This is a genomic window from Parasphingomonas halimpatiens (assembly GCF_036663795.1).
In the GTDB taxonomy this organism is placed as follows: Bacteria; Pseudomonadota; Alphaproteobacteria; order Sphingomonadales; family Sphingomonadaceae; genus Sphingomonas.
The window spans coordinates 257,793-283,365 of sequence record NZ_JAXOJP010000004.1 but is presented as its reverse complement, the minus strand read 5'-3'; the positions used below and the strand labels follow the sequence as shown (position 1 = coordinate 283,365).

At 66.3% G+C, this 25,573-nt stretch carries 18 protein-coding genes; 6 read left to right on the top strand and 12 right to left on the bottom strand.

Annotation, left to right across the window (positions count from 1 at the left end):
• The first annotated feature begins 296 nt into the window (after positions 1 to 296).
• Complete coding sequence (locus U1839_RS06650) at positions 297 to 1,301, top strand: GSU2403 family nucleotidyltransferase fold protein (RefSeq protein WP_332802875.1); 1,005 nt, start codon at positions 297 to 299, stop codon at positions 1,299 to 1,301.
• A gap of 360 nt (positions 1,302 to 1,661) precedes the next feature.
• Positions 1,662 to 3,449, top strand: a complete 1,788-nt coding sequence (locus U1839_RS06645) for a tyrosinase family protein (RefSeq protein WP_332802874.1) — start codon at positions 1,662 to 1,664, stop codon at positions 3,447 to 3,449.
• A gap of 121 nt (positions 3,450 to 3,570) precedes the next feature.
• Here the strand turns inward: U1839_RS06645 and U1839_RS06640 are convergent, their stop codons facing one another.
• Both U1839_RS06640 and U1839_RS06635 read right to left on the bottom strand, forming a co-directional pair.
• Positions 3,571 to 4,053, bottom strand: a complete 483-nt coding sequence (locus tag U1839_RS06640) for a VOC family protein (RefSeq protein ID WP_332802873.1) — start codon at positions 4,051 to 4,053, stop codon at positions 3,571 to 3,573.
• A gap of 131 nt (positions 4,054 to 4,184) precedes the next feature.
• Positions 4,185 to 4,559 (bottom strand): hypothetical protein, encoded by a 375-nt coding sequence (locus tag U1839_RS06635; RefSeq protein ID WP_332802872.1) that lies wholly within the window; start codon positions 4,557 to 4,559, stop codon positions 4,185 to 4,187.
• A 320-nt stretch (positions 4,560 to 4,879) separates the two neighbouring features.
• Here U1839_RS06635 and U1839_RS06630 point away from each other — a divergent pair, with 320 nt between their 5' ends.
• Complete coding sequence (locus U1839_RS06630) at positions 4,880 to 5,665, top strand: DUF4272 domain-containing protein (RefSeq protein ID WP_332802871.1); 786 nt, start codon at positions 4,880 to 4,882, stop codon at positions 5,663 to 5,665.
• A 67-nt stretch (positions 5,666 to 5,732) separates the two neighbouring features.
• Here U1839_RS06630 and U1839_RS06625 read toward each other — a convergent pair whose 3' ends face one another.
• The 10 genes from U1839_RS06625 to U1839_RS06580 all read right to left on the bottom strand — a co-directional run bounded on the left by U1839_RS06625 (position 5,733) and on the right by U1839_RS06580 (position 21,205).
• A complete protein-coding gene (locus U1839_RS06625; protein ID WP_332802870.1) occupies positions 5,733 to 6,098 on the bottom strand; it encodes a type II toxin-antitoxin system Phd/YefM family antitoxin in 366 nt (121 codons plus the stop codon).
• 320 nt (positions 6,099 to 6,418) lie between these two features.
• Positions 6,419 to 7,783: an alpha-amylase family glycosyl hydrolase gene (locus U1839_RS06620; protein ID WP_332802869.1), complete on the bottom strand. Its 1,365-nt coding sequence runs from the start codon at positions 7,781 to 7,783 to the stop codon at positions 6,419 to 6,421.
• An 11-nt stretch (positions 7,784 to 7,794) separates the two neighbouring features.
• Positions 7,795 to 9,291 (bottom strand): tryptophan halogenase family protein, encoded by a 1,497-nt coding sequence (locus tag U1839_RS06615; RefSeq protein ID WP_332802868.1) that lies wholly within the window; start codon positions 9,289 to 9,291, stop codon positions 7,795 to 7,797.
• Positions 9,288 to 10,184, bottom strand: coding sequence for an alpha/beta hydrolase (locus tag U1839_RS06610; protein ID WP_332802867.1), 897 nt, complete (start codon positions 10,182 to 10,184; stop codon positions 9,288 to 9,290). Before U1839_RS06610 ends, U1839_RS06615 begins: the two co-directional genes overlap by 4 nt.
• Before the next feature lie 80 nt (positions 10,185 to 10,264).
• Entirely contained in the window at positions 10,265 to 12,301 is a 2,037-nt protein-coding gene (locus U1839_RS06605; RefSeq protein ID WP_332802866.1) for a glycoside hydrolase family 97 protein, read from the bottom strand.
• 12 nt (positions 12,302 to 12,313) lie between these two features.
• On the bottom strand, positions 12,314 to 13,954 hold the full coding sequence (locus U1839_RS06600; RefSeq protein WP_332802865.1) for an alpha-glucosidase: 1,641 nt from the start codon (positions 13,952 to 13,954) through the stop codon (positions 12,314 to 12,316).
• On the bottom strand, positions 13,951 to 15,783 hold the full coding sequence (locus U1839_RS06595; protein ID WP_332802864.1) for an alpha-amylase family glycosyl hydrolase: 1,833 nt from the start codon (positions 15,781 to 15,783) through the stop codon (positions 13,951 to 13,953). The genes U1839_RS06600 and U1839_RS06595 overlap by 4 nt, the downstream gene beginning before the upstream one ends.
• A 112-nt stretch (positions 15,784 to 15,895) precedes the next feature.
• A complete protein-coding gene (locus U1839_RS06590; protein ID WP_332802863.1) occupies positions 15,896 to 17,401 on the bottom strand; it encodes a tryptophan halogenase family protein in 1,506 nt (501 codons plus the stop codon).
• Positions 17,402 to 17,515: 114 nt separating this feature from the next.
• On the bottom strand, positions 17,516 to 20,353 hold the full coding sequence (locus U1839_RS06585) for a TonB-dependent receptor (RefSeq protein WP_332802862.1): 2,838 nt from the start codon (positions 20,351 to 20,353) through the stop codon (positions 17,516 to 17,518).
• 162 nt (positions 20,354 to 20,515) lie between these two features.
• Positions 20,516 to 21,205: a DUF6445 family protein gene (locus U1839_RS06580; RefSeq protein ID WP_332802861.1), complete on the bottom strand. Its 690-nt coding sequence runs from the start codon at positions 21,203 to 21,205 to the stop codon at positions 20,516 to 20,518.
• Between the two features lie 176 nt (positions 21,206 to 21,381).
• On the opposite strand from U1839_RS06580, the gene U1839_RS06575 reads away from it, so the two are divergent.
• The 3 genes from U1839_RS06575 to U1839_RS06565 all read left to right on the top strand — a co-directional run bounded on the left by U1839_RS06575 (position 21,382) and on the right by U1839_RS06565 (position 25,466).
• Positions 21,382 to 22,404, top strand: a complete 1,023-nt coding sequence (locus tag U1839_RS06575) for a LacI family DNA-binding transcriptional regulator (protein ID WP_332802860.1) — start codon at positions 21,382 to 21,384, stop codon at positions 22,402 to 22,404.
• A gap of 69 nt (positions 22,405 to 22,473) precedes the next feature.
• Complete coding sequence (locus tag U1839_RS06570; protein WP_332802859.1) at positions 22,474 to 23,967, top strand: MFS transporter; 1,494 nt, start codon at positions 22,474 to 22,476, stop codon at positions 23,965 to 23,967.
• Positions 23,968 to 24,128: 161 nt separating this feature from the next.
• Entirely contained in the window at positions 24,129 to 25,466 is a 1,338-nt protein-coding gene (locus U1839_RS06565) for an MFS transporter (RefSeq protein ID WP_332802858.1), read from the top strand.
• Positions 25,467 to 25,573: the final 107 nt, after the last annotated feature.

Here is a 25,573-nt window from a genome sequence, read left to right as displayed (position 1 = left end):
CCGCCTATGTTGCCGGCGGGCGGTATCAGTCCAGGCCATCTGCTTCTCCTATCGTCTCGACAACGACGGTGAATCACAACCTACTGATATCGCTCAACCACTTTCCGCTCGGGCTCTTAGAGGTTCGGATTGCGGTAGGGACGCCGATTACCGAGTGCCCCGGCACAGAACCGTACGAGCGGCTTTCCGGCACTACGGCGCCACGTACGATGCCCCCTTTTCTTGATCACGCGTGGGGTCGTTCGCCCCAATTATCCCACATTTTACAAAATCCACAATTTGTGGGATAAACCCCCATGCCGGTGGTGAAACCCTTCTCCGACGAACAGGCGCGCACGCTCGTCAATCTGCGCCAGCGCTATGAAGCATGGATCGAGGCGGAACGTACGCTTGCCGCCTTGCCCTATGACCTGCGGCGCAAGGAGATCGCCGGTCGGGCCTATCTCTACGAAATCCACGATCGCGGCGGAAACGGCACGAGCCTGGGGCCATGGTCCGACGAGAAGGCCGCGCAATGGGAAGAATATCGCGCCGCGAAAGCCGCCGCCAAGCATCGCCGCGAAACGAGCAAGGCCGTACTCGACGAAAGCTCGCGGCTGGCGCGCGCGCTGCGTGTCCCGATGGTGGCCAGCGAAGCGGGGCCGTTGCTGCGCGAGGCCGATCGGCGTGGCCTGCTCGACGGCGCCTTGCTGGTCGTCGGCACCAACACGATGGCGGCCTATATGCTCGAGGCTGCGGGCTTCATTCGCGAACTGCCCGAGGAGACGGCGGACTTCGACCTCGCCTGGACGGAGACCGAACCGCATCAGGGCGAGCAGATTTTATGGCAATTGCTGAAAGCGGTCGATCCGACCTTCACCGTCAACACCGAGCGGACCTTTCAGGCGCGCAACGCCGGGGCCTATGAGGTCGAGATACTGGTCGCGCCTTCGCGCCTCGCGAGCATGGCGCCCACCGATCGCCCCCGCCCGGTCGCGCTGCCCGAGCAGGAATGGTTGCTGATGGGAAGGCCGATCGACCAGGTCCTGATCTGTCGCGACGGCAGCCCGGTGCGCATCGTCGCGCCCGATCCGCGCTGGTTCGCGCTGCAGAAACTGTGGATGGCCGAGCAGGCGAAGCGCAATCCGCTGAAGCGTGCCAAGGATCGCAAACAGGGCATGCTGCTGCTCGACGCGGTCGATGAGGCGATGCCGCATTATCCGCTCGATGCGGCGTTCGCCGCGACGCTTCCGGGTGAACTTACCGCGCATTATCTGCTGTGGTCCGAACAGCGCGGCGCGCCTGCGCCGGTCGCGTGGTAACGAGGCGACGTGAGGGTGCGCCTCAACGCAATCTTCCGCCGCGAAATGCTGGCAGCGATCGAGAAACATCGCGGCGCGTAAATCGCCATCGATTGGGACGACAAGCAATCATCGGTGGTGCGACGAAACCACCTCGCCCTGCGCAAGTGACGGCGCGACCGTCATGCCCCTTCTCATCGATTGGCCGCTCGCGCTAGCACCGCCGATAGATCAATGAAGGATCGACGACGCAGGCGGCAAACTAAATCCGAAATGGATATAACTTACACTCGCGTCATTTATTACAAAAGCCGCCACCAGATTGACTCATATACTTAACTATGGCCACTTGCCGGCATCAGGAAAGCGCCGGAGAAGACGATGCCCGACCCCGCCAGCGACGACACGCCGATCGCCAACCCGACCTGGTACGGCAACATCAGCGGCTTTTTCGACGATGGCGAAATCCAGTGCATGGCGGCGCAGGGCATCGACCTCGCCAGCTATGACGGGGTGCGCAAGCACGCCACCGACATTTACGAACAGACCCGCGTCGGCAACATGCCGATGGGGGGCACGGCGTGGACGGCAGGGCGGGTGCGAACCTTCCTCAACTGGATCGCCACCGGCTTTCCGATCGGCGTTGCGCCGCCCCCGCCACCGACGCCGGTCCCCACCCCGACGCCCGCGCCCGACCCGATCGTCGCGCACCCGACCTACAGCGCCGACATCAGCCATTTCTTCCGCCCGCAGGATATCGCCTGCATGAGCGGCTTCGGCGTCGATCTCGCTTCCTATGCCGGGGTCAAGGCAATGGCCGCGCAGATCTACGCCCGCACCAAAAGCGGCAACATGCCGCAGGGCGGGCCGCCGTGGAGCGCCAACCGCGTGCAGACCTTCGCCAACTGGATGACCGATGGTTACCCGCTCGGTGCGGCGGCGCCGCAGGCGATGACGGAGGAGATGCTCACCGCCGCCGCCGCACCCGGCGTCCGCCTGCGCAAGAACGTCAACGCGCTCAGCCCGGCCGAGATCGCGCTGCTCAAGACGGCGTTTCGCGGCATCATGGCGCTCGACCCGACCAGCCCGCAAAGCCCGCTCGACCCCAACAGCTATTTCGTGCTGGCGGCGCTGCACGGCGTGCCCAATGCCTACTGCATGCACCATGTCGACGGTTATAATCCGTGGCACCGCGTCTATATGAAGGCGTTCGAGGACGCGCTGCGCTCGGTCGATGGCTGCGCCGAGGTGACGCTGCCCTATTGGGACATCACCGAGCCCGTCCCGGCGTTGCTCTATGAGGCGCCGTTCGACAGCTACACCCTACCGATCGAGATCGCCGCCGCGAGCAACAGCTATCCGCAAGGCTATCAGACGCAGCGTTTCGACGCGGCGACGATCCGCACCAACCTGCTGAAGCTGCCGAGCGTCCCGTCGGACATCGCCGATGCCCTGCCCGCCGAGAAATGGGGCGCGTACAAGAATGGCGGGGGTTTCCAGCAATATATCATCGAGGGCCATGACGACGGCCACAATTCGTGCGGCCCGACCATGGCCAATCAGGATGTCGCCGCCTACGACCCGATCTTCTGGTTCTTCCACTGCAACTGGGACCGGCTGTGGCAAAGCTGGCAGGTGCTCGCCGGCGCGACCACGCTGCCCGGCTTCGTCGCCACGCTCGACGGCAATACCGACTGGCTGCCGCTCGCGCTCGATCCCTATCCGACGCCGGGCAGCGATACGATCGTGTGGCCCGACATCGCCTATGACAAGCTCGCCGGCGGCGAGGTCGTCGCGATGGAGCGCAAGGCCGGCAGCACCGACGCCGCCATGGCGTTCACCGTCGAGCCATCGCGTGTGTCGCTGCGCGTCAAGGATATCGACCGGATGAACATTCCCGGCACCTTCGTGGTGAACCTGCTCGCCGATGGCGAACCGATCGCACGCCGCGCCTTCTTCCAGCCGACCGTGCCGCGCGGGTGCGCCACGTGCCGTAAACAGGCGCTGATCAGCCTCGACTTCCGGCTCGATCAATCGCTGATCGTCGGCCGCAAGCTGTCGATCGCGATCGAGGTGCCGTCGCTGGGCGAGGGCGCGGCGAGCAATTTCCCGCTCGCCGAAGCGGGCAACCCGACGATCAACGTGCGGATGCTGCTGTCGCCCGAATAGCGGACCGGGGCGCGGGAGCGCAGCTTGTCAGCCTCCCCCCACGGCGATCGCGTCCCTTGCAATTTATCCCGCATTTTCGAAAAATGTGTCCGTCGCGGGATAAGGGCGGGGCGCGCGCCCCTCAAATCCACCCGGGCGCGTACACCAGTTCCAGCTTCATCCCGTCCGGGTCCTCGAAGAACACCGCATAATAATCGCCCGAATATTGCGGATAATGCGCCGGGGCGTCGAGCACCGTGATGCCCTGCGCGACCAGCAACGCATGCAGCGCGTCGACATCCGCCCGGCTTTCCGCGCGCCACGCCAGATGATGCAGGCCGGGCGCGTAACGTTCGTGCCGCTGGCCGGCATGCGCCGCGTCGCATTGCCGCAGGCCTAGCGAGGCACCGTGCCCGTCCGGCCCGAGATCCCATTCGCACCCGCGCGCATCCTCGCGCACCTGGCGATAGCCGAGGAACGCCAGCACCGGGCCATAGACAGCCCTGGCCGCCGCCAGATCGCTGACGTTCAGGTCGATATGATGAAATCCGCCCCGCATCGCGACCTCGCCTGTTGCCGCCACGATAGTGGCGAGCGCGACGCGCTGATTCAATTGCCCGCGCATTGGCGCCATCACGCGTTACGGCGCGCGGCGCACCGCCCGCCTGTTTCGCATCGTCGATCGCTTCGCCCCGGTTGCGAGGCTCCCATGGCACCGCCCGCAAGGCGTGGCGGCAAGCGCGGCCCGCCGCCCGCTCAGCGGCAGAGCAGACGCCGCAACTTGTCCGCCGACTTGCCCGGCAGGATCGGCGCATCGCGCCACAGTGCCGCGGGCGGCAATTCGGTGCGGCGCCCTTGCGCGTCGGTCGAGACGGTCTTGGTCTCGGTGAAGGTCACCGTCCGGCAATTCAGCTCGATCGACGACAGCGTCACGCTCTTCGCCGGCTTGCCGAGAATACGGATCGTCACCGCCACCTTCTCGTCCGACGAGATCACGCCCGGCTTGTCGTAATAATAATCGTATGTCTGCCCGCCCGAACTGACGGTCTGGAACAATTGCCAGCGCGCGGCGGCGGCGGGTGGCTGGGGTGGCGCCGCCACGAGCAGCAGGGCGATGAGAGCGGGGATCATCGGCCCATGCTTGCAGAAAAGCCGGAGATCGGCAACGCGGCCTTTCCCCTACCATCGGTCATCGGGCCGGCGCCCGCCAACCCATTCCTGCGGCGCACGATGTCATCGGCCAGCCTGCCGGCACAGCGACATCGGGGGGCGTCGCGCGAGACCAGGCGGCGACATCGATATTCATCGTTTCATGGGGCTCGAAGGGCGCGAATGCCGATGTCCGACCCAGCCGGTGAGCGGCACTGTCGACGCTTGCGACAAGGACGTTGTTCACGACATCCATTGGTCATAGGTCAGGTTCGATCGGTATGACTTCTCGCGGATTGCCCATGGCCCTGAAGATCTCTGTCTTTATCGCCTGCCTGGCGATCGCCGCCTTCGGGGTTAGCACGATGCTGACCTCGCGGGCGAACGCCGCACGCCCCGCGCAAGCCGCGTCGCCGCAAACCTTCGAGGAGCGCTATCCCGATCTGCCACCCGATTCCGTCGCGCGGCGTGCCCGCTCCAACGCCGTCATGCGTGCGCAACATGTGCCGGTGAATGCGTGGCTGCCGGTCATCGAGTCCGAACGCGCGGTGAAACTGCCGTCGACCGAGGAGGTCGCGGTGCGCGCCGCCGCGACGCTGGTGGTGGCGCTCAAGGGCGAGGGCCTCGAACAGGTTCATGTCGACGCCATCGTCCGCGACTACCAATTGGCGCCGTGGCTTTCGCCGAAAGAGGCGGCATTCATCGCCGACCCCGCGCCGAGTCAGGCCGATCGCGACGTGAACGTCTGGCGATATGAGGCCGCCAACACGTTGCTCTGGGCGCTTGGTCTGGTCGATCGGCTCGACGCCCCGAAGACGCCCTGCGACCCGGCAGCGCTCGCCGCCCTGCTGAAGCACAATTCGCGCGCGCAGTTTCTCGCCAGGGCGAAGCTGCGACCATTGCCCGACATCCTCGATCAGGCCGACCTGATCTTTCGTTACCGCTGGGCACTGGTCGATGCGCGGATCAACAATCGCCCCGCGCCGGCGGGGCTGAGTGACGATGTCGCGATGGAGCGGCATCAGGCATTGAACTGGCTGGTGCAGCATGCGGACACCGGATGGGATGACATCTCGCTGGACACCTGAGCCCACCATACGACACGCAGCGGCGATCCACGGCCGGAGCCAGTAGTGATACAACAGAAGACGCGCTTTATGGTTCGTTCGGCGCGCGCTCTTCGCCTTGACCCGCCTCGAGCTCGCGCACTGACTCCAGCAACCTTTTCGCATTCGCCGGTGAGCGCAACAGATAGAGCGTTTCCTCGATCGACGCCCATTCGCGCGCCGCGATCAACACCACCCCTTCTTTGCGCGGGCGCGTAATTGCAACCGGCGCCCGGTCGGCGACGACCCGCTCCATAACTGCCTTGAGATTGGCGCGCGCGGCGCTGAGGCTGAGCGATTCCATCGCGCGATCTGTCCTCAGATCCTCGTCATGATCAAGCTGCTCCGCGCCGCCTTGATTCACCCCGCACGCAACCGCGCGCACGATGCTCCGGCCACCGCGCCGCACCGCCATGATGTTGGATCCGAGCGCGCGGTGGCGAACGGAGATCGCAGATGTCGCACAGTAATTCTCCAGGCTATTCGCATAATGCGCACCGAACAGCGCCTGTCATCGCGCCGGCGCCCTGCCCGGGTCCGCCCGAACAGTGGCCGCAGCGGGATAGACATGAAGTTGGAGTCGCGCCCCTGTTCGCTGCGCCATCTTCGCGCGGGCGGTGCCAACGCCCCACGCAAACCGACCCCCATCCCCTCGCAAAATACCCCTTTTACTTGCGGGCCTGCGACTCGACGACTTGCGCGATACTGGCCACGCCCGCCCTTCCCGCTCCGGCTTTACTGCGCCAGCAAGCGGAAGCTCCACGGCGCCAGTGTCATTGTCGCGCCCTCGGCCAGCGTCACGCCGCCGCCATCGCGTTCGTCATGCCAGATGCCGGTGATCGGGCCGTCGCTGAAGCTCACCTTCTGCGCCTCGCCCGAGAAGTTGAACACCGCGAACACCCGGTCGCCCCCCTTGACCCGCACGAACGACAACACCTTTTCCGGATGGTCGTTGACGACGCGGATCATCGGCGCGCCCCATGGCGCATTGTCGAGCGCGGGGTGGCTTTTGCGGAACGCGATCAGCCGGCGGTACAAGGCGGCATTGGGGTGGTCGCGCCACGCGATCGGGTCGCGCTCGAAGAACTCCAGCCGCTTGGGGTTGCCCGCTTCCTGGCCGTTATAGATCAACGGCAGGCCGTCGCCGACGAAACTCAACGCGGTCGCCGCGGCGAAGCTCTTGCCGAACAGCTCCTCGTCGCTGCCGTCCCAGCTGTTCTTGTCGTGGTTGGTGGTGAACAGCATGCGCATCGCGCCGCGCGGCCAGGCGCCGTCGTTCCAGCTGTAATAGCCGAACAGCCCGGAGGCATCGCCCTTGCCCGTGCCGATCGCATGCATCGCGTCCCACCAGTCCCAGGCATAGGTCGCGTCGAAGGCGCGCGCGTGATAATCGGGCCAGTTCCACTCGGCGAGCATGAAAACCGGTTTGATCGCCGACAGTTCGGCCCGCGCATTGTTCCAGAAATCCATCGGCACCATCCCGGCGACGTCGCAGCGAAAGCCGTCGAAGCCGACATCGCGCACCCAATATTTCATCGCGGCCGTCATATATTGGCGCAGGCCCGGCTTGTCGTAGTTGAGGTCGATGATGTCCGACCAGTCGAACCACGGCGTCGGGCGGAAGCGCCCCTTCCAGTCATGCTCGTACCAGTCGGGATGTTCGGTTACGAGCCTGTTGTCCCATGCGGTATGGTTGGCGACCCAGTCGAGAATGACGTGCAGGCCGAGCCCATGCGCGGTGGCGATGAACGCCTTGAGATCGGCCACGCTGCCGAATTCGGGGTTCACGCCATAATAGTCGCGCACCGCATAGGGGCTACCCAGCGTCCCCTTGCGGTTCTTCACCCCGATCGGGTTGACCGGCATCAGCCAGATGACGTCGACGCCCAGCGCCTTCAACCGCGGCAACTGCGTCTCGGCGGCGCGGAAAGTGCCCTCTGGCGTGAACTGGCGCGTGTTGAGCTGGTAGAGCACCGCCTGCCGGCTCCATGCCGGGTGCTGGACCTTCACATAGGGCTGCGGCGTGTAGCGCGCCGGAATCGGTGCGGCGGCAGCCGGCAGCGCGAATGCGGTGAGCAACAGGGCAATGATGCAGCGCATCGGCGGGTCCTTCAGGTCAGCTCGGCCAGCACGGCCTTGTGGTCGCGGAAATTGAGCGCGGCGCGGCGCAGCAGCTCGTCGATCGCGCCCATGTCGTGGCGCAGCGCGGCGGGTTCGGGCGCATGAAGCCGCGCATCGTCGGGGAACTGGCCATAGCCCGCCAGCAGGCACTGCCACGAGGTTGCCGGATAATAGCCGGCGATGCCCTGCTCGGCGATCTCGCGCTCGATATCCTGCCCGGTGAACCAGCAGGTGATGATCGCCTTGAGCGAATCCGACAGCCGGTCGTTCGCCGCATTGTCGCGCCAATAGGCCGTGTCGCTGCGCCGGTTCATGCGGTAATGGCACACGATATAGTCGCGGATGCCGTCATAGCGCGCGGCGATGCGCTGGTTGAACGCGTCGCGGTTGGCCGGGGTGTAGCCGCCCGCTTCCCACGCCGCGATGAACCCCTCGACCGTCGCCTGGACGATGTGCAGCGCGGTCGCCTCGAGCGGCTCGATAAAACCCTGTGCCAGCCCGATCGCCAGGCTGTTGCCCGACCATGTCGCCTCGACCCGCCCGACCTTCATGCTGAGATGCCGCGCCGCGACCTCCTCGCCCAGCCCCAGATGCGCGCGCAGCTCCCCCTCGGCCTCCTCGGGCGTGGTGTAGCGCGAGGCATAGACATAGCCGTTGCCAGTGCGGCTGGTCAGCGGAATGTCCCATGCCCAGCCATGTTTCAGCGCGGTGGACCGGGTCGCGCTGGCGGTGCCGGTCGGATCGGCCGGCGTCGGCATCACCACGGCACGGTCGTTGAACAGATTGTCGGCGAAGGAGCGGAACGGCACGCCGAGCGCGGCCTGGTGGATCACCGAACGGAAGCCGCTCGAATCGACGAACAGGTCGGCGGCGATCGTCTCGCCATCCTCGCCGACGAGCTGCGCAACCGCGCCATTGTCGACCGCCACCTCGACGATGCGGCGCTGGAGATGCGTGACGCCGCGCGCCACCGCATGCTGACGCAGGAACGCGCCGACGAGATGCGCGTCGAAATGATAGCCATAGCTCGGTTCGAGCGGGAAACTCTCCGCGGCGATCGGGGCGAGCCGTGCGGCGGCGAGGCGCGGCGGGAGGAAGAAGCGGTCGGGGTGCGCCCACACGTCGTTGCCGAAGCGCCGCGCCTGGCCGTTGAAGAAAAAGGTCGGCGCGGTGTGCAGGTCGAGCGGGCTCGGGAATGGGTGGAAATAGCTTTCATGGCCGGGCCGATCCGACCAGCCATGGAAGGAGATGCCGTTCTTGTAGGTCGCGTTGCACGCCGGCATCCATTCGGCTTCGGTTATGCCGAGCGTGTCGAAGAACGCCTTCAGCTGCGGAGTCGACCCCTCGCCGACGCCGATGATGCTGATCTCGGGGCTTTCGATCACCGTCACCTGCGCGGTGCCGGGCCAGCGCTGCGCGAAGAGATTGGCCGCCATCCAGCCGGCGGTGCCGCCGCCGAGGATGACGATGCGGCCCGGCGCGCTCACCGCAGCAGCCAGCCGAAGATAGCGTCGAGCCGCGCCGCCCAGGCATTTTCCTCATGCGCCGCGCCGGCATAGCTGTGGCTGGCGAAGTCGCGGCCCCGGCGCCAGCCGAGTCCGCTGAGGTCGGCGTCGATCGCGCGCTGATAAGGTTCGTACGCCGCGTCGAGCGTTGCGGTGCCATGGTCCATCCACAGCCGCCGCCCGCCCGGCTTGCCGAGCCGGTGCGCCAGATAGTCGTGCCACAGCGCGGTAACCTCGGCATTGAACGGCCCGACATCCGACGGATCGGCCAGCGGCCAGTGCGTCGAGACGCACGCCGCACGGCCGAAGACGCGCGGATATTGCACAAAGGCATAGCAGGAGATCAGCCCGCCCATGCTCGACCCGATGATCGTCGTGTGCGCCGGGTCGCGCCGCGTGCGATAGTCGCGGTCGATCATCGGCTTGAGATCGGTCACGATGAAGCGGAGATAGGCGTCGCCGGTGATCGGCCCTTTGGCGAGCCGGTCGAACCCGGCGCGCAATGTCGGCGAGGCCGGTCCGTAGAGGAATTGCGGGAAATATTGCCGGTAGCGCGCGGCGCCGGGCTGATCGATCCCGACGATGATGAACGGCGCGACCTTGCCGGCGCGGATCAGCCGCAGCGCCGCCTTGTCCGCCGCCCACACCTTGTTGAAGTTGGAGCGCGCCGGGAAGAACAGATTCTGCCCGTCATGCATATAGACGACGCCGTAACGCCGCCGCGACGCGTCGTAACCGGGCGGCAACCACACCACAACATGCGGCGCGGCGATTTCAGGCTGGGTCGAGGGCGCGGCCGCGATCTCGACGAAGCGGCCCGCGTCCCGGGCCTGGGCTTTATTTGGCAGGAAAAAGGTCGCCAAAACCAAAACCACCCCGGCGAAGGCCGGGGCCCAGTTGCGAGCCGCCCGTAACTGGGCCCCGGCCTTCGCCGGGGTGGGGAGTTGGAAGGAGTTCACCGCCCCGCCACGAAGCGGATCGCCTCGCCGCCGCCCGGCGCGAGCGGCAGGCTGAGCTTGTCGCCCTTGCGCACCCTGATCTTCTCGATGGTAATCGCGTGACGCGCGGCGGTGCGATAGTCGGCGCCCGGTCCGTCGCGGTAGATCTCGGCGCGATAGGTCTTGCCGGCGTCGAGAAAGTCGAACGTCACGTCGAGCGTGCGGGCATTCTCGTCGGTCACCGCGCCGAGATACCAGTCGTTCGAGCGCCGGTCCTTGCGTGCGATCGTGACATAGTCGCCGACCGCGCCATTTAGCACGCGCGTGTCGGACCAGTCGGTCGGCACGTCCTTGATGAACTGGAAGGCGCCGGGATATTTCGCGTAATTTTCCGGCAGATCGGCGGCCATCTGGATCGGCGAATAGATCACGACGTACAGCGCGAGCTGCTTGGCGATGGTCGAGAGGATGTCGCTGTCGCCGCGCCCCTTCAGGCTGAGCACGCCGGGCGTGAAGTCCATCGGCCCGCCGAGCATGCGCGTGAAGACGAGATTGGCCTCATGCTCGGGCGGGTTCTTGGGCACCCCCCAGGCATTATACTCCATGCCGCGCTGCCCCTCGCGCGACACCCAGTTGGGATAGGTGCGGCGCAGGCCGGTGTCCTTGATCGGCTCGTGCGTGTCGATCGCGACATGGCGCTTCGCCGCTTCGGTGACGACGAGCAGATGGTGGACCGAGGCGGCCTGCCCCTCATGCCATTCGTAACGGATCGCGCCGTCCGGCCCGGTCTTCGCCTTGAAGCCGCCGGCGTCGGAGACATAGCCGGTCTTGACCGCATCCACGCCGAGCCGCTGGTCGAGGTCGAACGCGGCGCGCATTTGCTCCTCATAATGCGCGGCATTGGCCGAGGTCTCGTGATGGCCGATCAACACCACGCTTTTGCTCTTGCCATAGGCGGCGAGCCCGGGAAGGTCGAAATCGGCATAGGGCTGGGTGAAGCTGAAATCCTCGCCATTGGCGAACCAGTCGCCGTCCCAACCCTTGTTCCAGCCTTCGACCAGCACGCCGCCGAAACCGTTCTTCGCCGCGAAGTCGATCATCGCGCGGGTGTTTGCCGTCGTCGCGCCATGCTTCGGCCCCGACGCCCAGCTCTGCGTGTCGAGGTGCATGCCCCACCAGATGCCGACATATTTGCGCGGGTGCACCCACGACACGTCGCCCAGCTTGTTGGGCTCGTTGAGGTCGAGAATCAGCGGGTTGGCCATATAGAGGCCGGCTGCGTCGGGCGCGATCAGCATCACGCGCCACGGCGTCGGGAAGGGCGCCGCGCGGCTGACCTTGGCGGCGGTCGCCGCCGGGGTCAGCACCGCCTTGAGGTCGCCGCCGACCACCTTGACGATGTTCATGCCGGCATAATCGACCAGCGCCGCTTCGTGAAAGGCGATGTGCGTGCCGTCGGCGAGCTTCACCGTCAGCGGCGTCTGCGCGGTGCCGATCTCCGCCACCGGCGTGTGGTGGTAGAGATATTCCTCGCGGTTGGATTCGAACGCCTCGCACCACCATGCCTCGGCCGGTTGCGCGAGGTTGAACTGGGTCAGCTCCTCGGCGATGTTGGCCTGGTGGAGGTTCGGCTGGTCGGGAAATTCGTAGCGGAAGCCGACGCCGTTATCGAACACGCGGAACACGACATCGAGCGCGCGGTGCAGCGCGCTCGTCTCGCGCAGGCGGATGCGCAGCTCGCGATAATGGTCGCGGACTTTGCTCCATTCGCCCCAGGGCTGGGTCCAGCTCTCGTCATGCTCGCTGCTCGTCCGGCTTTCGAGCGCGAAGTTGCGCAGCAGCTGCGGCGCGTCGGTGAACAGGAAGCCGAGATGCGATTCGGCGATGATCGGCTTGCCGAGCCGGCTGACCTGATAACCGGCGCGCCCCTCGCCGTTGAGCGTCACCTCGACCTTGAGGCTGTTGTCGGGCGAGGCGACGCTGGCGACGACTTGCGCGGTGGCGGGCGTCGCGCCGAGCGCCAGCAAGGCGAGCAGCGCGGAGAGGATACGCATCAACAGGCTCCTTTAGACGCGACGTTCGGCAACCAGCGCGGCGAACGGCCCGAACTGCCAGTCGGCGACGTCGCCGACCTGTTCGACCACCTGCCACTGATCGGGTTGCTCGGGCCCCCACTCGCGGGGCGGGGCGCCGATGTTGAAGACGCACAGCAGCCGCTGCCCGGGCGCGCCGCGCTCGAAGGCGAGCAAGGTGTCGGACGCCTCGACGATCGTGATGTCGCCGGTCAGCAGCGCGGCGCTGGCGTTGCGCAAGGCGAGCAGCCGCCGCGTCAGCGCGAGGAGCGAATGCGGGTCGGCCTCCTGCCGGTCGACCGCCAGCGCGTCATGGTCGGCGCCGGTCGGCAGCCACGGCTCGACGACAGAAAAGCCGAGATGCGGCGCGTCGGCGTGCCACGGCATCGGCGTGCGCGCGCCGTCGCGGCTCAGCGTCAGCGGCCAGTTGGCGATCGCCTCGGGGTCCTGCAGCCGGTCGAACGGGATATCGACCTGAGTCAGGCCGAGCTCCTCGCCCTGATAGAGGAAGATATTGCCGCGCAGGCACACCAGCAGCAGCATCTTGAGCGCGGCGAAGGCATCGCGGTGTTCGGCTGTCGCCCAGCGCGAGAGCGCGCGCGGCGCGTCATGATTCTCGAACGCCCAGCTCGGCCAGCCCATGCCCGGCGCATCGGGCCATTGCTCGACCGCCTCACGCACCAGCGCCGGGGAAAGGCGATCGGCATAGAGGAAGTTGAAACCATAGGCCGAGTTGAGCCGTCGCCCGTCGGCGGTGAAGGCGTGCATCTCGCGCTCGGGCGACGGGCCGCCGACCTCGGCGACGGTAAAGCGCGCGCCATAGGCGTCGGTCAGCGCGCGCAGCCGCTCGAGGAAGCCCGGAATGTCGGGATGGCTCTGATTGTGGATATGCTGCTGGAAGTCGAACGGCCGGGTACGCACGCCATTGGTCTCGGGCGCGGGCGGATTGTCGCGCAGCGCCGGATCATGCATCGCGAAGTTGATCGCATCGACGCGGAAGCCGTCGACGCCGCGATCGAGCCAGAAACGCGCTACGTCGAGCAGGGCCTCCTGCACCTCGGGCAAATGCACATGCAGCTGTGGCTGGGCGCTGAGGAAATTGTGCATGTAATATTGCCGGCGCCGCGCATCCCAGGTCCAGGCCGGGCCGCCGAACACCGACTGCCAGTTATTGGGCGGGCTGCCATCGGCCCTGGCATCGGCCCAGACATACCAGTCGGTCCGGGCGTTGCCGCGATCGGCGCGGCTCTCGCGAAACCAGTCATGCTGGTCGGAGGTGTGCGAATAGACCTGGTCGATGATCACGCGCAGCCCCAGCGCATGGGCGCGCGCGACCAGCGCATCGAAATCGGCGAGCGTGCCGAAGATAGGATCGACGCCGCAATAATCCGCCACGTCATAGCCGAAATCGGCCATCGGCGAGGTGAAGAAGGGCGACAGCCAGATGCCGTCGACGCCAAGCGAGGCGACATGGTCGAGATGCGCGGTGATCCCGGCCAGGTCGCCGATGCCGTCGTCGTTCGAATCGGCAAAGCTGCGCGGATAGATCTGGTAGATCGCCGCGCCGCGCCACCAGGGGCGTTCGCATGATGCGCCCGCCGCGATGGCGGTCGGGCGCAGGGCCGGGTCGTTCATTTGTGCGCCTCGCAGATCGCATAACCAAAGGCCGGCAGCGTGACCGTCACGCTGCCCGGCGCGCTCGCCGTCGCGGCGCAGCTGCCGGCAAGGGTGGTGAAGGCGGTCGAAGCGACCTCGACCTGCACTTGCCGCGTCACCGCGTCGCCCGATGTGTTGAAGGCAAGCAACATCTCCGCGCCGGTAGTCGGGTCGAAGCGCGATACCGCTACCAGACCGGGCTTGTCATCACGCGCGCGCAACAACAGGCGCCCCCGTGTCAGTGCCGGATGCGACAGCCGCAGCCGCGCGAGTTGGGCGATCTGCCTGAACAGCGGATGGTCCTCGCCGAAACGCGCCGTGGCGGTGGTCGTGTTGCTGCCGATCAGCTTGTTGTCGTTGTAGGTCGCGACGCGGCTGGCGAACATGTCCTCGCGCGCATCCTGGTCGCCGCCGTCGCCGGCAAAGCCCTGTTCGTCGCCGGCGTAGATGGTCGGCACCCCGCGCCAGGTCAGCAGCATCGCATTGGCGAGCATCTCGCGCTTGAGCTGCTCGTCGTCCGAGGCGTTGGGCTGCTCCTTGCGGATATAGAAGCCGAGCCGGCCGGCATCATGGTTGGAAACGAAGGTCGGCAAGATGCTCGCGGTGTCGAAGCCATGCGCATAGAGCGCGTCGCCGAGCACGAGCTTATCCCATGCGCCGGGCTCCGGCTTGCCCGTTACCGCCTCGAGCACCGCCTGGCGGAAGGCGAAATCGAGCGCGGCGGGCAGCTTGTCGGCGACGGTGTGGCGCGCGAGCAGCCCGACATCGAGCGTCTCATAGGCGACCTCGCCGAAGATGTGGAAGTTCGGGATGCCCCTGGCCCTGGCCCGATCGAGCATCGCGGGGACGAACTGCGCCCAGAATTCCGGATTAACGTGGCGCGCGGTGTCGATGCGGAAACCGTCCACGCCGTAGCGGTCGATCCAGTCGCCGAAAATGTCGATCATGCCCTGCACGACGCGCGGATTCTCGGTGTCGAGATCGTCGAGGCCAGAGAAATCGCCGAGCGTGGCGCTCTCATTGTAATAGGTCGTGTTGCCGCGATTGTGATACCAGCGCACGTCGTTGAGCCACGCCGGCACCTTCACCGTCGCCTCCGCCGCCGGGACATAGGGCGTATAGGCAAAGGTCGGGTCGGTCAGCTTCGCGAAATTGTCCGCCGTCTGCACGCCCTCACCGAGAAACCCCGGATTGATCGCCGGGCCTGCCGCGCCGCCGCGGCGCTGGAACGGATAGTCGGCAATCGAGCGATAGGGACATTCGCTGCCCGTGCCGCATTCGCGATACTGGATCACATCGGCGGTGTGGTTGGCGATGATGTCCATATAGACCTTCATGCCGCGCGCATGCGCCGCGTCGACCAGCGCCTTGAAATCGGCGTTACTGCCGAGATGCGGGTCGACCCGGGTGAAGTCGGTGATCCAATAGCCGTGGTAACCGGCGGATTCCTGTCCCGCCGGCCCCTGTACCGGCTTGTTCTTGAAGATCGGCCCGACCCAGATCGCGGTCGCGCCGAGATCCTGGATATAACCGAGCCGCCTGATCAGCCCCTTGAGGTCGCCGCCATGGTAGAACCCCTTGGCGGTCGGGTCATAGCCGGTGGTGAGCCGGTCGCCGCTGAGCCCGGCGCGATCGTTCGACGGATCGCCATTGTCGAAACGGTCGGGCAGCAGGAAATAGATCACCTCGTCCTGGGGCAGGCGGTCGCGGAAGCTGGCCGGTGCGGGCGCGGTCTGCGCGGCGAGCGGGGCGGGCAGCGCGACCGCCGCCAGCGCGACGAGAGCGCCAAGGCGCAACCTTCTGCTCATCCCACCCACTCCCGGCGCGCGTGACATGGCGCAGACATCACGTGCTCTTCCGTCTCTTGCGGGCCGCACGGGTTGAAGCCAACCCCCCGGCATACGTATTCAGCCGCGGCGGTCATCGCGGCGCAGCGCAATGCCGGGCGATGAAGTCGGCATGGCTCGGCATGCGGCTCGCCTCACGGGCGTAGAGCAGCTCGATCGTCTCCATATATTCGCCGAGCTCGGCCGGCGCGATCTGGTCGGCGAGCGGGTGATAGCCGTGCGGGATGATGCCCTGGCCGACCAGCACCTGCAGCCAGCCGACCTCGGTGAACAACTCCTCATGCTCGCGCACGATGTTGCCGTTGGCCGCGAACAGCGCGATCTTGCGCTCCAGCGTTTCCGGCAGCGCCATCGCGCGGCGCGCTTGCCAGAACGGCTCGTCGCGCTGGTTGGCGGCATAATGCAGGATCAGGAAATCGCGGATCCGCTCGATCTCGAAATCGGTCTGGCGGTTATATTCGTCGCGGTCGGCGGCAGCGACATGGCGACCCGGGAGCAGCTTGAGCAGCCGCGAGATCGCCGACTGAATCATATGGATGCGGGTCGATTCGAGCGGTTCGAGAAAGCCGCTCGACAGGCCGATCGCGATGACGTTGCGCTCCCAGGCGCGCTTGCGCTTGCCGGCGGTGAAGCGCAGCGGGCGGGGGTCGGCGAGCGGCGCGCCGTCGAGATTGGCGAGCAGCAGCGCGGTCGCTTCGTCGTCGCTGAGATAGTCGCTGCAATAGACATGGCCGTTGCCGACGCGGTGCTGCAGCGGGATGCGCCATTGCCACCCGGCCGTAAGCGCGCGGGCGCGGGTATAGGGCGTAAGCGCGCCTTCGCTGGCGCTGGGCACGGCAAGTGCGCGGTCGCACGGCAGCCAGTGCGACCAGTCCTCGAACCCGCTCGCCAGCGTCTGCTCGATCAACAGACCGCGAAAGCCGGTGCAGTCGATGAAGATGTCGCCGGCGACGCGCTCGCCCGATTGAAGCAGCAGCGCGGCGACGTCGCCGCTTTCGCCGTCGCGGATCACCTCGACGACCTTGCCCTCGGTGCGCTGGACGCCGCGCAATTCGGCGAAGCGGCGCAACCACGCCGCGTACAGCCCGGCATCGAACTGGAAGGCATAGGGCATGTCGGGAATCGCCGCGCCGCCGAGCGGCTGGCCGCGATGCATCCTGTGGCCGCGCGCGGCGAGCTCGTTGAGCGCATAGGCGTCGAGTCCCTTGGCGATGCCGAGCTGACGCGCACGCAGCCAGTAATGCTGGAAGGCGATCAGCCCGACGTCGCGGCCGACGGCGCCGAAGGCGTGCATGTAGCGTTCGCCGGGGCGCGACCAGCCATCGAACTCGATGCCGAGCTTGAAGGTCGCCTGCGTCGCACGGACGAACGCGTCCTCGTCGAGACCCAGCGCCTCGTTGAACAGGCGGATTTGCGGGATGGTCGATTCACCGACCCCGACCGTGCCGATCTCCTCGGACTCGATCAGGCGGATGCGGTAGCCGGTCTCGAGGAATCGGCCGAGCGCGGCGGCGGTCATCCAGCCGGCACTGCCGCCGCCGGCGATCACGATGGTGACCGGATCAGGCTGTTCGGTCACGAAACGCTCCCTGTAGCATGCCGGATGCTATCGCTTCCGGTTTGTCGGGAAAAGAACGGGGCCGCCGGGCGCTTGCGTGCACCGGCGACCCCGAGTCCAACGGGGAGGGGGCCGTCAGAACTTGTAGGTCAGGCCGAGATAATAATCGCGGCCATAGCGCTGATAGTCGATGACCTGGCGGCGATCGTCGTTCTGATAGGTGATGAACGGGCGATCGGTCAGGTTCTTTGCCTGGGCGAGGATGGCGAGGCCCTTGAGCGGACCGGCCTGGAACTCATAGCCGATCTGCGCATCGAGAATGCCTTCCGACACGACCTGGCGATAGGTCGGGGCTGCCGACAGGCCGGCGACTTCGCCGAGGAAGGACGAGCGGTAGCGGTAGCTGGCCCGCACCTGGATGCCGTGCTTCTCGTAATAGAGTTCACCGCTGGCGACATATTTCGACAGGCCCGGCAGCGTGATCGCCTGCGCCGGATTGCTCTTCAGCTTGATCGAGCTCTCGCTGTAGCTGCCGCTGCCGAAGAAACCGAAGCCGTCGAGCGCCGAGGAGATGGTCTTGAACGGCAGCGACAGCGTCGCTTCCATGCCGACCAGGTAACCGCGGCCGGTATTGTCCGGCGAGGTCGAGATGCCCGTCGTCCAACCATTGGCGACGACGATCGCACGTTGCGCCGGGCTCAGCTGACCGAGCGCGGCCGTGAAGTCGAACGGCAGGCCGTTGCTGGGATCGACGAATTTGGTCAGATGCTTGAAATAACCCGCCAGCGCGATGTAGCCGCCACCCGTGAAATATTTCTCGAACGATGCGTCGATATTCGTCGACTGATAGGGCCGCAGATTGATGTTGCCGCCGCTCGAACTGAACGGGCTGTTGAGGTTGGCGGGGTTGCCGATATTGCCCGGCGACACGCTGAATTCCTGGTTGATCCGCTCCTGGTCGAGACGCGGGCGAACCATCGTCTGCGACGCACCGAGCTTGACGTAACCGGCCGGGATCAGCTCGACCGACATCGACGCGCTGGGCAGGAAGTTGGTGTAGGTCGACGAACCGCTCGCCGGCAGGACCGTGACGGTGAAGGTCGCGGGGTCGAAGTTGGAAATCGTACCGGTCGATGCCTGGCGCGTGCGAATGACCTGCAGGCCGAGCGAGCCCTTGAGCTTCTTGCCACCCAGCTCGCCGTCGATGATCAGCTTGGCATAACCGGTATAGACGTCTTCGGTGACATTGTTGTCGCGCACCAGCGAACCGGGGCGGTTGTCGTACACCGCGTTATAGGCGTTGTTGTAGAGGTACATCGGATCGAGCGCGAGCACCGCCGGCACGCCGAGATAACCAAGCGGGATGTTGCGGCCGAGGATCGCCGCGGCCGGAATCGCCGCCGAGGTCGGCGTGCCGCTCGCCACGGTGCAGTTGGTGCCGGCGCCCTTGGGGCACAGAAAGTAGGAGGTGTAGGCGCTGTCCTTGGAACGGCGGCTGTAATTGGCGCCGATTTCCCAGCCCTTGAGCACACCCGCATCGAGTTCGCCGTTGAGCGTCGCGCGCAGCGACTTGAGGTCGTCCTTGAAGCTCGGGCGGTTGAGGAAGCCGGCCTGCACCACCGGGGTGGTGCCGTTATAGCCCCAGCCCTGCGGATCGGTCAGTTTGAAGATCGAGGTGTCGGTGTAATTGAGCGTCGGCACGATCTTGTAGATGCCGTTGGGCTGCTGCGTCACCGTCACCGTGTCGCCCGGGCCGCTGCCGCCATAACCGACGCCGGTATAGGTCTCGAGCAGGAAGTCGGTGCGCGTCGCGCGCGACCAGCTGGCATCGACGTTGAGCTTGATCCGGTCGTTCAGACGAATGTCGTTGTTCCAGCCGAACGAGAAATTCTCGGCCTTGCGATCGTTGAGATCGTTGCGCTGGATCGCATGGACGTTGCTGAACGTCGTCGTGGTGGCAAAACCGTTCGAGACGCTGATGCCGCTCTGCGCCGGGCCGGAGAAGCCGAGCGGGAACTCGATGCCGCGCAGATGCTGCGTTTCACGGAAATGCGAATAGAGCGCGTCGAAGGTCGAGTGGAAATTGTCGCTCGGCTGCCATTCGATCGTTGCCACCGCGCCATAGCGCTTGAGCAGGTTCGACTGGACATAGGGCTTGGCGCCGCCGAGCACGAAAGGGCTCGCGGCGGTGCCGCCTCCGGCATAACCCCAGGCGTTATAGCGCTCGTCCTGCGACGGATTTTGCGACGCCGACACGCCGATCGCGATGCCGAGCGTGTCGTTGGCGAACTTGTCGACATAGGTCGCCGAGGCGCGATAGCCGTAGCGCGACGAATCCGGGTTCAACGCCTTGATGCCGTTCATCTCGCCGCGCGCCGCGACGGACAACACGCGGTGCGCCTGATCGAGCGGGCGCAGCATGCGCAGGTCGACGGTGCCCGAAACGCCCGAGGCGATCAGCGAGGCGTCGGCGGTCTTGTAGACGTTGACGTTCTTGAAGAATTCCGAGGGATACTGGTCATATTCGACGCCGCGATTGTCGCCGACGGTGACCTGCTCGCGGCCGTTGAGCAGCGTGGTACCGAAGTCGGGGCCGAGGCCGCGGATCGACAGGCGCTGGTCGCGGCCCTCGAGGCGCTGCGCGGTCACGCCGGGCAGGCGGGCGAGCGAATCCGCGATCGAGACGTCGGGCAGCTTGCCGATATCCTCGGCCGACACCGAGTCGACGATCAGCGTCGATTCGCGCTTGATCCGCGCCGACGAGGCGAGCGACGCGCGGATGCCGCTGACGACGATGTCCTGCTGTTCGGGCACATCGGCGGCCGGAGCGGCTGGCGGCGGCGACGCGGCATCCTGGGCCAGGGCGGCGTCGGCGCCGATCAGCGATACCACGCCGCCGAGCGCGATCGCACTGGCGCGCAGTGCCAGCCGGGTGCGCGTCGAAAACCGACGATTGCTCTGAGAAACGTTCATTCAGGACCTCCCCTTGCGCCCTTGCGCAGCCGCCGCTCGCTTGTCGCGATCGATCTGTCGCTCGATTAGGCGCCGGGGCGGCAAGGTGGGAAGCAACGCACATACGTATTCACATGGCGCTCAGGCGACGCCCCCGGCGCCGTGACAATTATGCGACAGTCGTCAGCAGGCGCCGAGAAAGGTGTTCACCGTCAGTCGTCCGATCGCCGGATCACTGCTCAGCGTCATGTCCTCGGGAATGTCGGCGCAGTGCAGCGTATTGCTGCGATAAAGCACGGCACGATTGAAGTGACCATCGAAGCGCGCGACTTGTTCGAACAGCGCGGTGTCGCCGGCGATATAAGCTGGATCGGGCAGCCCCGTGCGTCGCAGATCGGCGTCGAGCGCGGCGCGATACGCGCCGAGCCGCGCCGCATCGACGCTTTCGAAGCCGGTCGTACGGTGGCGGTAGAACGCCGTGCCGCTGCGTGTGTCAGTCGAAAGATAGTGGAGCAGCGCGAGCCGCCCGTCCTCGACCCCGTCGAAATGCGGCAGACGCTGGATCGGTGCCAGCGCCGCCGACGGTGTGGTCACCAGCGAGTAGAAGGCGTCGATCACCGCGACGGCGGCGATGTCGAAAATCTCGGTGACGACCGGCGCGAGCGCATCGAGCAGGTCGCGCAGCATCACGGGCGCGACGGTGGCGCGCACGCCGGGATAATGTTCGCCGATCGGCCGGAACGACAGGAACGCCGCGTCGTCGGTGAAGCGTCGCGGATCGGGCGCGAAATGGTCGATGACGACGACCGGCTGGCGCTCTGCGCCGATATGCTCGACGCGCAACTGCCAGTTCGTCATTACCAGCCCGGTCATCGTAGCGGCTTCCCTTCGTCCGATCGCTGCGGGTCTAGCGCGGCGCAGACATCGCGCAATGCCGCTGCCCAAAGGGGCAGCAACCACGCCATGCTTCCCCCGACGATGCAACAGGTCTAGGCAGGCAAGAGATGGGCCGCCAAGGCTCGACCGTCTCAGGAGGGTGATCGCCCGGCATGTCGGTGCAGGACAAACCGACCAGTTTCGACATCGCGGCGCTGGCGGGCGTGTCGCAGCCGACGGTCAGCCGTGCGTTGCGCGGCGACCGGACGGTGAGCGAAGCGACGCGGCTCCGGATCGAGGCGATCGCGCGGCAGCTCAACTACACCGTCGACAAGAACGCCTCGTCGCTGCGGCGCGGGCAATCGAAAACGCTGGCGTTGCTGTTCTTCGAGGATCCGACGCCCGACGATTCGCTGATCAATCCCTTCTTCCTGTCGATGCTCGGGTCGATCACGCGCACCTGCGGCCTGCGCGGTTACGACCTGCTGACCTCGTTCCAGCAGCTCTCCAACGACTGGCATGTCGATTACGAGGACAGCCGCAAGGCCGACGGCATCATCCTGCTCGGTTATGGCGATTACGAAAATTACCGCGCGCGGCTCGACCATCTGGCCAAGCAGGGGACGCATTTCGTGCGCTGGGGCTCTGTGCGCGCCGGCCAGTCCGACTCGACGATCGGCTGCGACAATCTGCGCGGCGGCCAGGATGCCGGGGAGCATCTGCTCGGCCTGGGCCGGCGCAGCATCGCCTTTCTCGGCGAGGCATCGAGCCATTATCCCGAATTCGAGGATCGCTATCGTGGCCTCACCGCGGCGTTGAAGGCGGCGGGGCTCCGCCCCGATCCGGGGCTGCAGGTCGATGCGATCACCACCGAGGCGGCGGGATACGATGCGGCGATCCGGCTGATCGGGCGCGGCATCGCGTTCGACGCGATTTTTGCGGCGAGCGACCTGATCGCGATCGGCGCGATGCGCGCGCTGGAGGAGCGCGGGTTGAACGTGCCGCGCGACGTGGCGGTGGTCGGTTTCGACGACCTGCCGGCGGCGAGCCTCGCGCATCCGCCGCTGACGACGGTGGCGCAGGATTATCGCCGTGCCGGCGAAGTGCTGGTCGATACATTGCTCGCCCGCATCCGCGGCGAAGACACCCAAACGGCGTTGCTGCCGCCGCGGCTGGTGGTGCGCGGAACGACGTGATCGGACGGGTTGCGGGACCCGAAATGCGCTGCCACCCTCGCGCGTGAGAACAAAACCCAGAGGGGATCGATGAACGAACGGCCGCGCCAGTCCTTTGCCGGATTGTGGAATATCTCGTTCGGATTCTTCGGAATCCAGGTCGGCTTCGCGCTGCAGAACGCCAATATGAGCCGCATCTTCCAGACGCTCGGCAGCAGCCTCGACGACCTGCCCGCTTTGTGGGTCGCGGCGCCGCTGACCGGCCTGCTGGTGCAGCCGATCATCGGGCATCTTTCGGACCGCACCTGGTTCGGCCGGCTCGGGCGGCGGCGACCCTATTTCCTGACCGGTGCGATCCTCGCAACGCTCGCGCTGCTGGTCATGCCGCTGGCGCCGCAGCTGCTGTTTGCGGCGGTGATGCTGTGGCTGCTCGACGCCTCGCTCAACATCTCGATGGAGCCGTTCCGCGCGTTTGTCGGCGACATGCTGCGCAAGGACCAGCACAGCGTGGGTTATGCCGTGCAGACCGCCTTTATCGGCGCCGGCGCGGTGGTCGGGTCGATCTTTCCCAAGCTGCTCGATCATATGGGCGTGGCCAATACCGCGCCGCCGGGCGTGGTGCCCGACACGGTTCGTTTCGCCTTCTGGTTCGGCGGCGCGGCGCTGTTGCTGTCGGTGCTGTGGACCGTGCTGACGACGCGCGAATATTCGCCGGCGCAGATGGCCGGCTTCGACGGCGTCGACAATGACGGCGACCATGACGAAACGCTGCGCCTGCTCGCCGAACGCAACGTGATGAGCAGTCTCGCCTGGATCGGCGCAGGCGCACTCGTCCTGCTCGCGGTCGAGGCGCTGGGACTCAAGCAGGAAGTCTATCTGCTTGGCGCGCTGCTGATCGCCTATGGCGGGGCTAGTATCGTCGCGATCACCGCAGCCAAGCGCGGCGGCAAGGCATCGATCCTAGGGCACATCGTGGGCGACTTCTCGGGGATGCCGACGCTGATGAAGCGGCTGGCGCTGGTGCAGTTCTTCAGCTGGTCGGCGCTGTTCATCATGTGGATCAACACCACGCCGGTGGTCGCGCAATATGCCTATGGCACGACCGACGCGGCGAGCGCGACCTATCAGGCGGCGGGCAACCATGTCGACGAGCTGTTCGCGATCTACAATGGCGTCGCGGCGATCGCCGCGCTGACGCTGCTACCCTGGCTGTCGGCGCGGATCGGCAAGGGCCGTACGCATATCGTCGGGCTGCTGTGCGGCGCCGCCGGCTTTGCCAGTTTCTTCATGATCCGCGACCCCGCGCTGCTACGCTTCAGCGAGATCGGCATCGGCATCGCCTGGGCGTCGATCCTCGCCATGCCCTATGCCATCCTCGCCTCGAGCCTGCCCCAGCGCAAGCTCGGTATCTATATGGGACTGTTCAATGTTTTCGTCGTCGTCCCGCAGCTGCTCGTGGCGACGGTGATGGGATCGATCATGAAGGCATGGTTCCCGCATGAGCCGATCTGGACGATGGCGTTTGCCGCCGCGGTGATGGTGCTGGCCGCGCTGGCGATGATGCGCGTGAAGGCGGTCGACTGACGCGCTTTCGGTGCCGACGGGTCGCCGGAAAAGGATGCAACACATACAAAAATGGGCGCTCGACCCTGTGCAGCGGCGTGAAGTGTCGGTAGAGGCGCCACAAGCATCGTCGGCGCGCCTGAAACCCGGCACGTCGCGCGCAGCGGGGAAGAGGGAACGACATGGCCATCGCGACATTGCCGGGCGCGGCGGCGCGGCTGCTCGCCGACCGGCCGATGCACCCGGCGCAGATCTTCGCGGTCGCGCTGTCGGTCGCGCTCAACGCGCTCGACGGGTTCGATGTGCTGGCAGTGACGTTCGCCGCGCCCGGCATCGCCAAGGCGTGGCATATCGGCCCGGCGCAACTCGGCGCCGCCTTGTCTTCCGGGCTGGTTGGCATGGTGCTGGGTTCGCTGTTTCTCGCGCCGCTCGGCGACCGCTTCGGCCGCAGGCCGCTGATCCTCGGCTGCCTCATCCTGATGGCGGCCGGCATGGCGTTGACCGCAACCGCGCCCGACCTCGTCTGGCTGTGCGCCTGGCGGGTCTTCACCGGCCTCGGCATCGGCGCGATGGTCGCGGCGATCAACGCGGTCGCTGCCGAATTCGCCAATGAACGGCGCCGCGATTTCTGCGTCGCGGCGATGACGGTCGGTTACCCGATCGGCGGGCTGGTCGGCGGTTTCGCCGTCGCTGAAGTAATCGGCACCCATGGCTGGCAATCGGTGTTCGTCATCGGTGGCGTCGTCACCGCTGTCTTCGTGCCGCTGGTATGGGTCGGTCTCCCCGAATCGATCGACTTCCTCGCCCGGCAGGACACGCCGGCGTCACGCGCGCGGATCGTGACGATGCTGGCACGCTTTGGTCACCCGCCCGCAACGATTGCGCCCGATCCCGTGCCGGAGCGTGTGCCCGTGGTGGCGTCAGGCAGCTACGCGGCGTTGCTCGGGCCGCTGTATCGCCGGATGACGGTGATCCTGGTGATCGTCTATTTCCTGCACATCCTGACCTTCTATTTCTTCTCCGGCTGGCTGCCCAAGCTGATGAGCGATCTCGGCTACACCACGCCCGATGCGATCCGCACCTCGTCGCTGATGAGCCTCGGCGGGATCCTCGGCGGCGCCGCGCTGGGCTGGGCCGCGCCGCGCGTCGGGCTGGTGCGCATGCTGATCATCGCCATGATCGGGACATCGATCACCTTCATATTGTTCGGGCTGGCCGTCGGTCTGGTCGCGATGCAGGTCGCGGCGTTCGTCGCCGGCATCTGCATCTTCGGCGGCATTGTCGGGCTTTACGCGCTGCTCGCGCGCTCCTTTCCGCCCGAATTGCGCGTCACCGGTACCGGGCTGACGATCGGAGTCGGACGCGGTGGCGCGGTGCTCGGGCCGCTGCTCGGCGGCTTTCTGATCGCGGCGGGCATGAATATTCCCGTTGCGATTGCGATCGTCGGTGCCGGCGCGCTGGTCGCGGCGATCATCCTGATGATCTGGGGAAGGTATCTTTCACCGACCGCTGCCGGGTAGCGCGAGGGGACTCGACGGACGATGCGCGCGGTGTATCTGCGGAAGGATCGGCCGGAGGGGGCCGCCGCAGGGTTGATCGTTGAAGTGATTCTGGGGGGAACAAACAA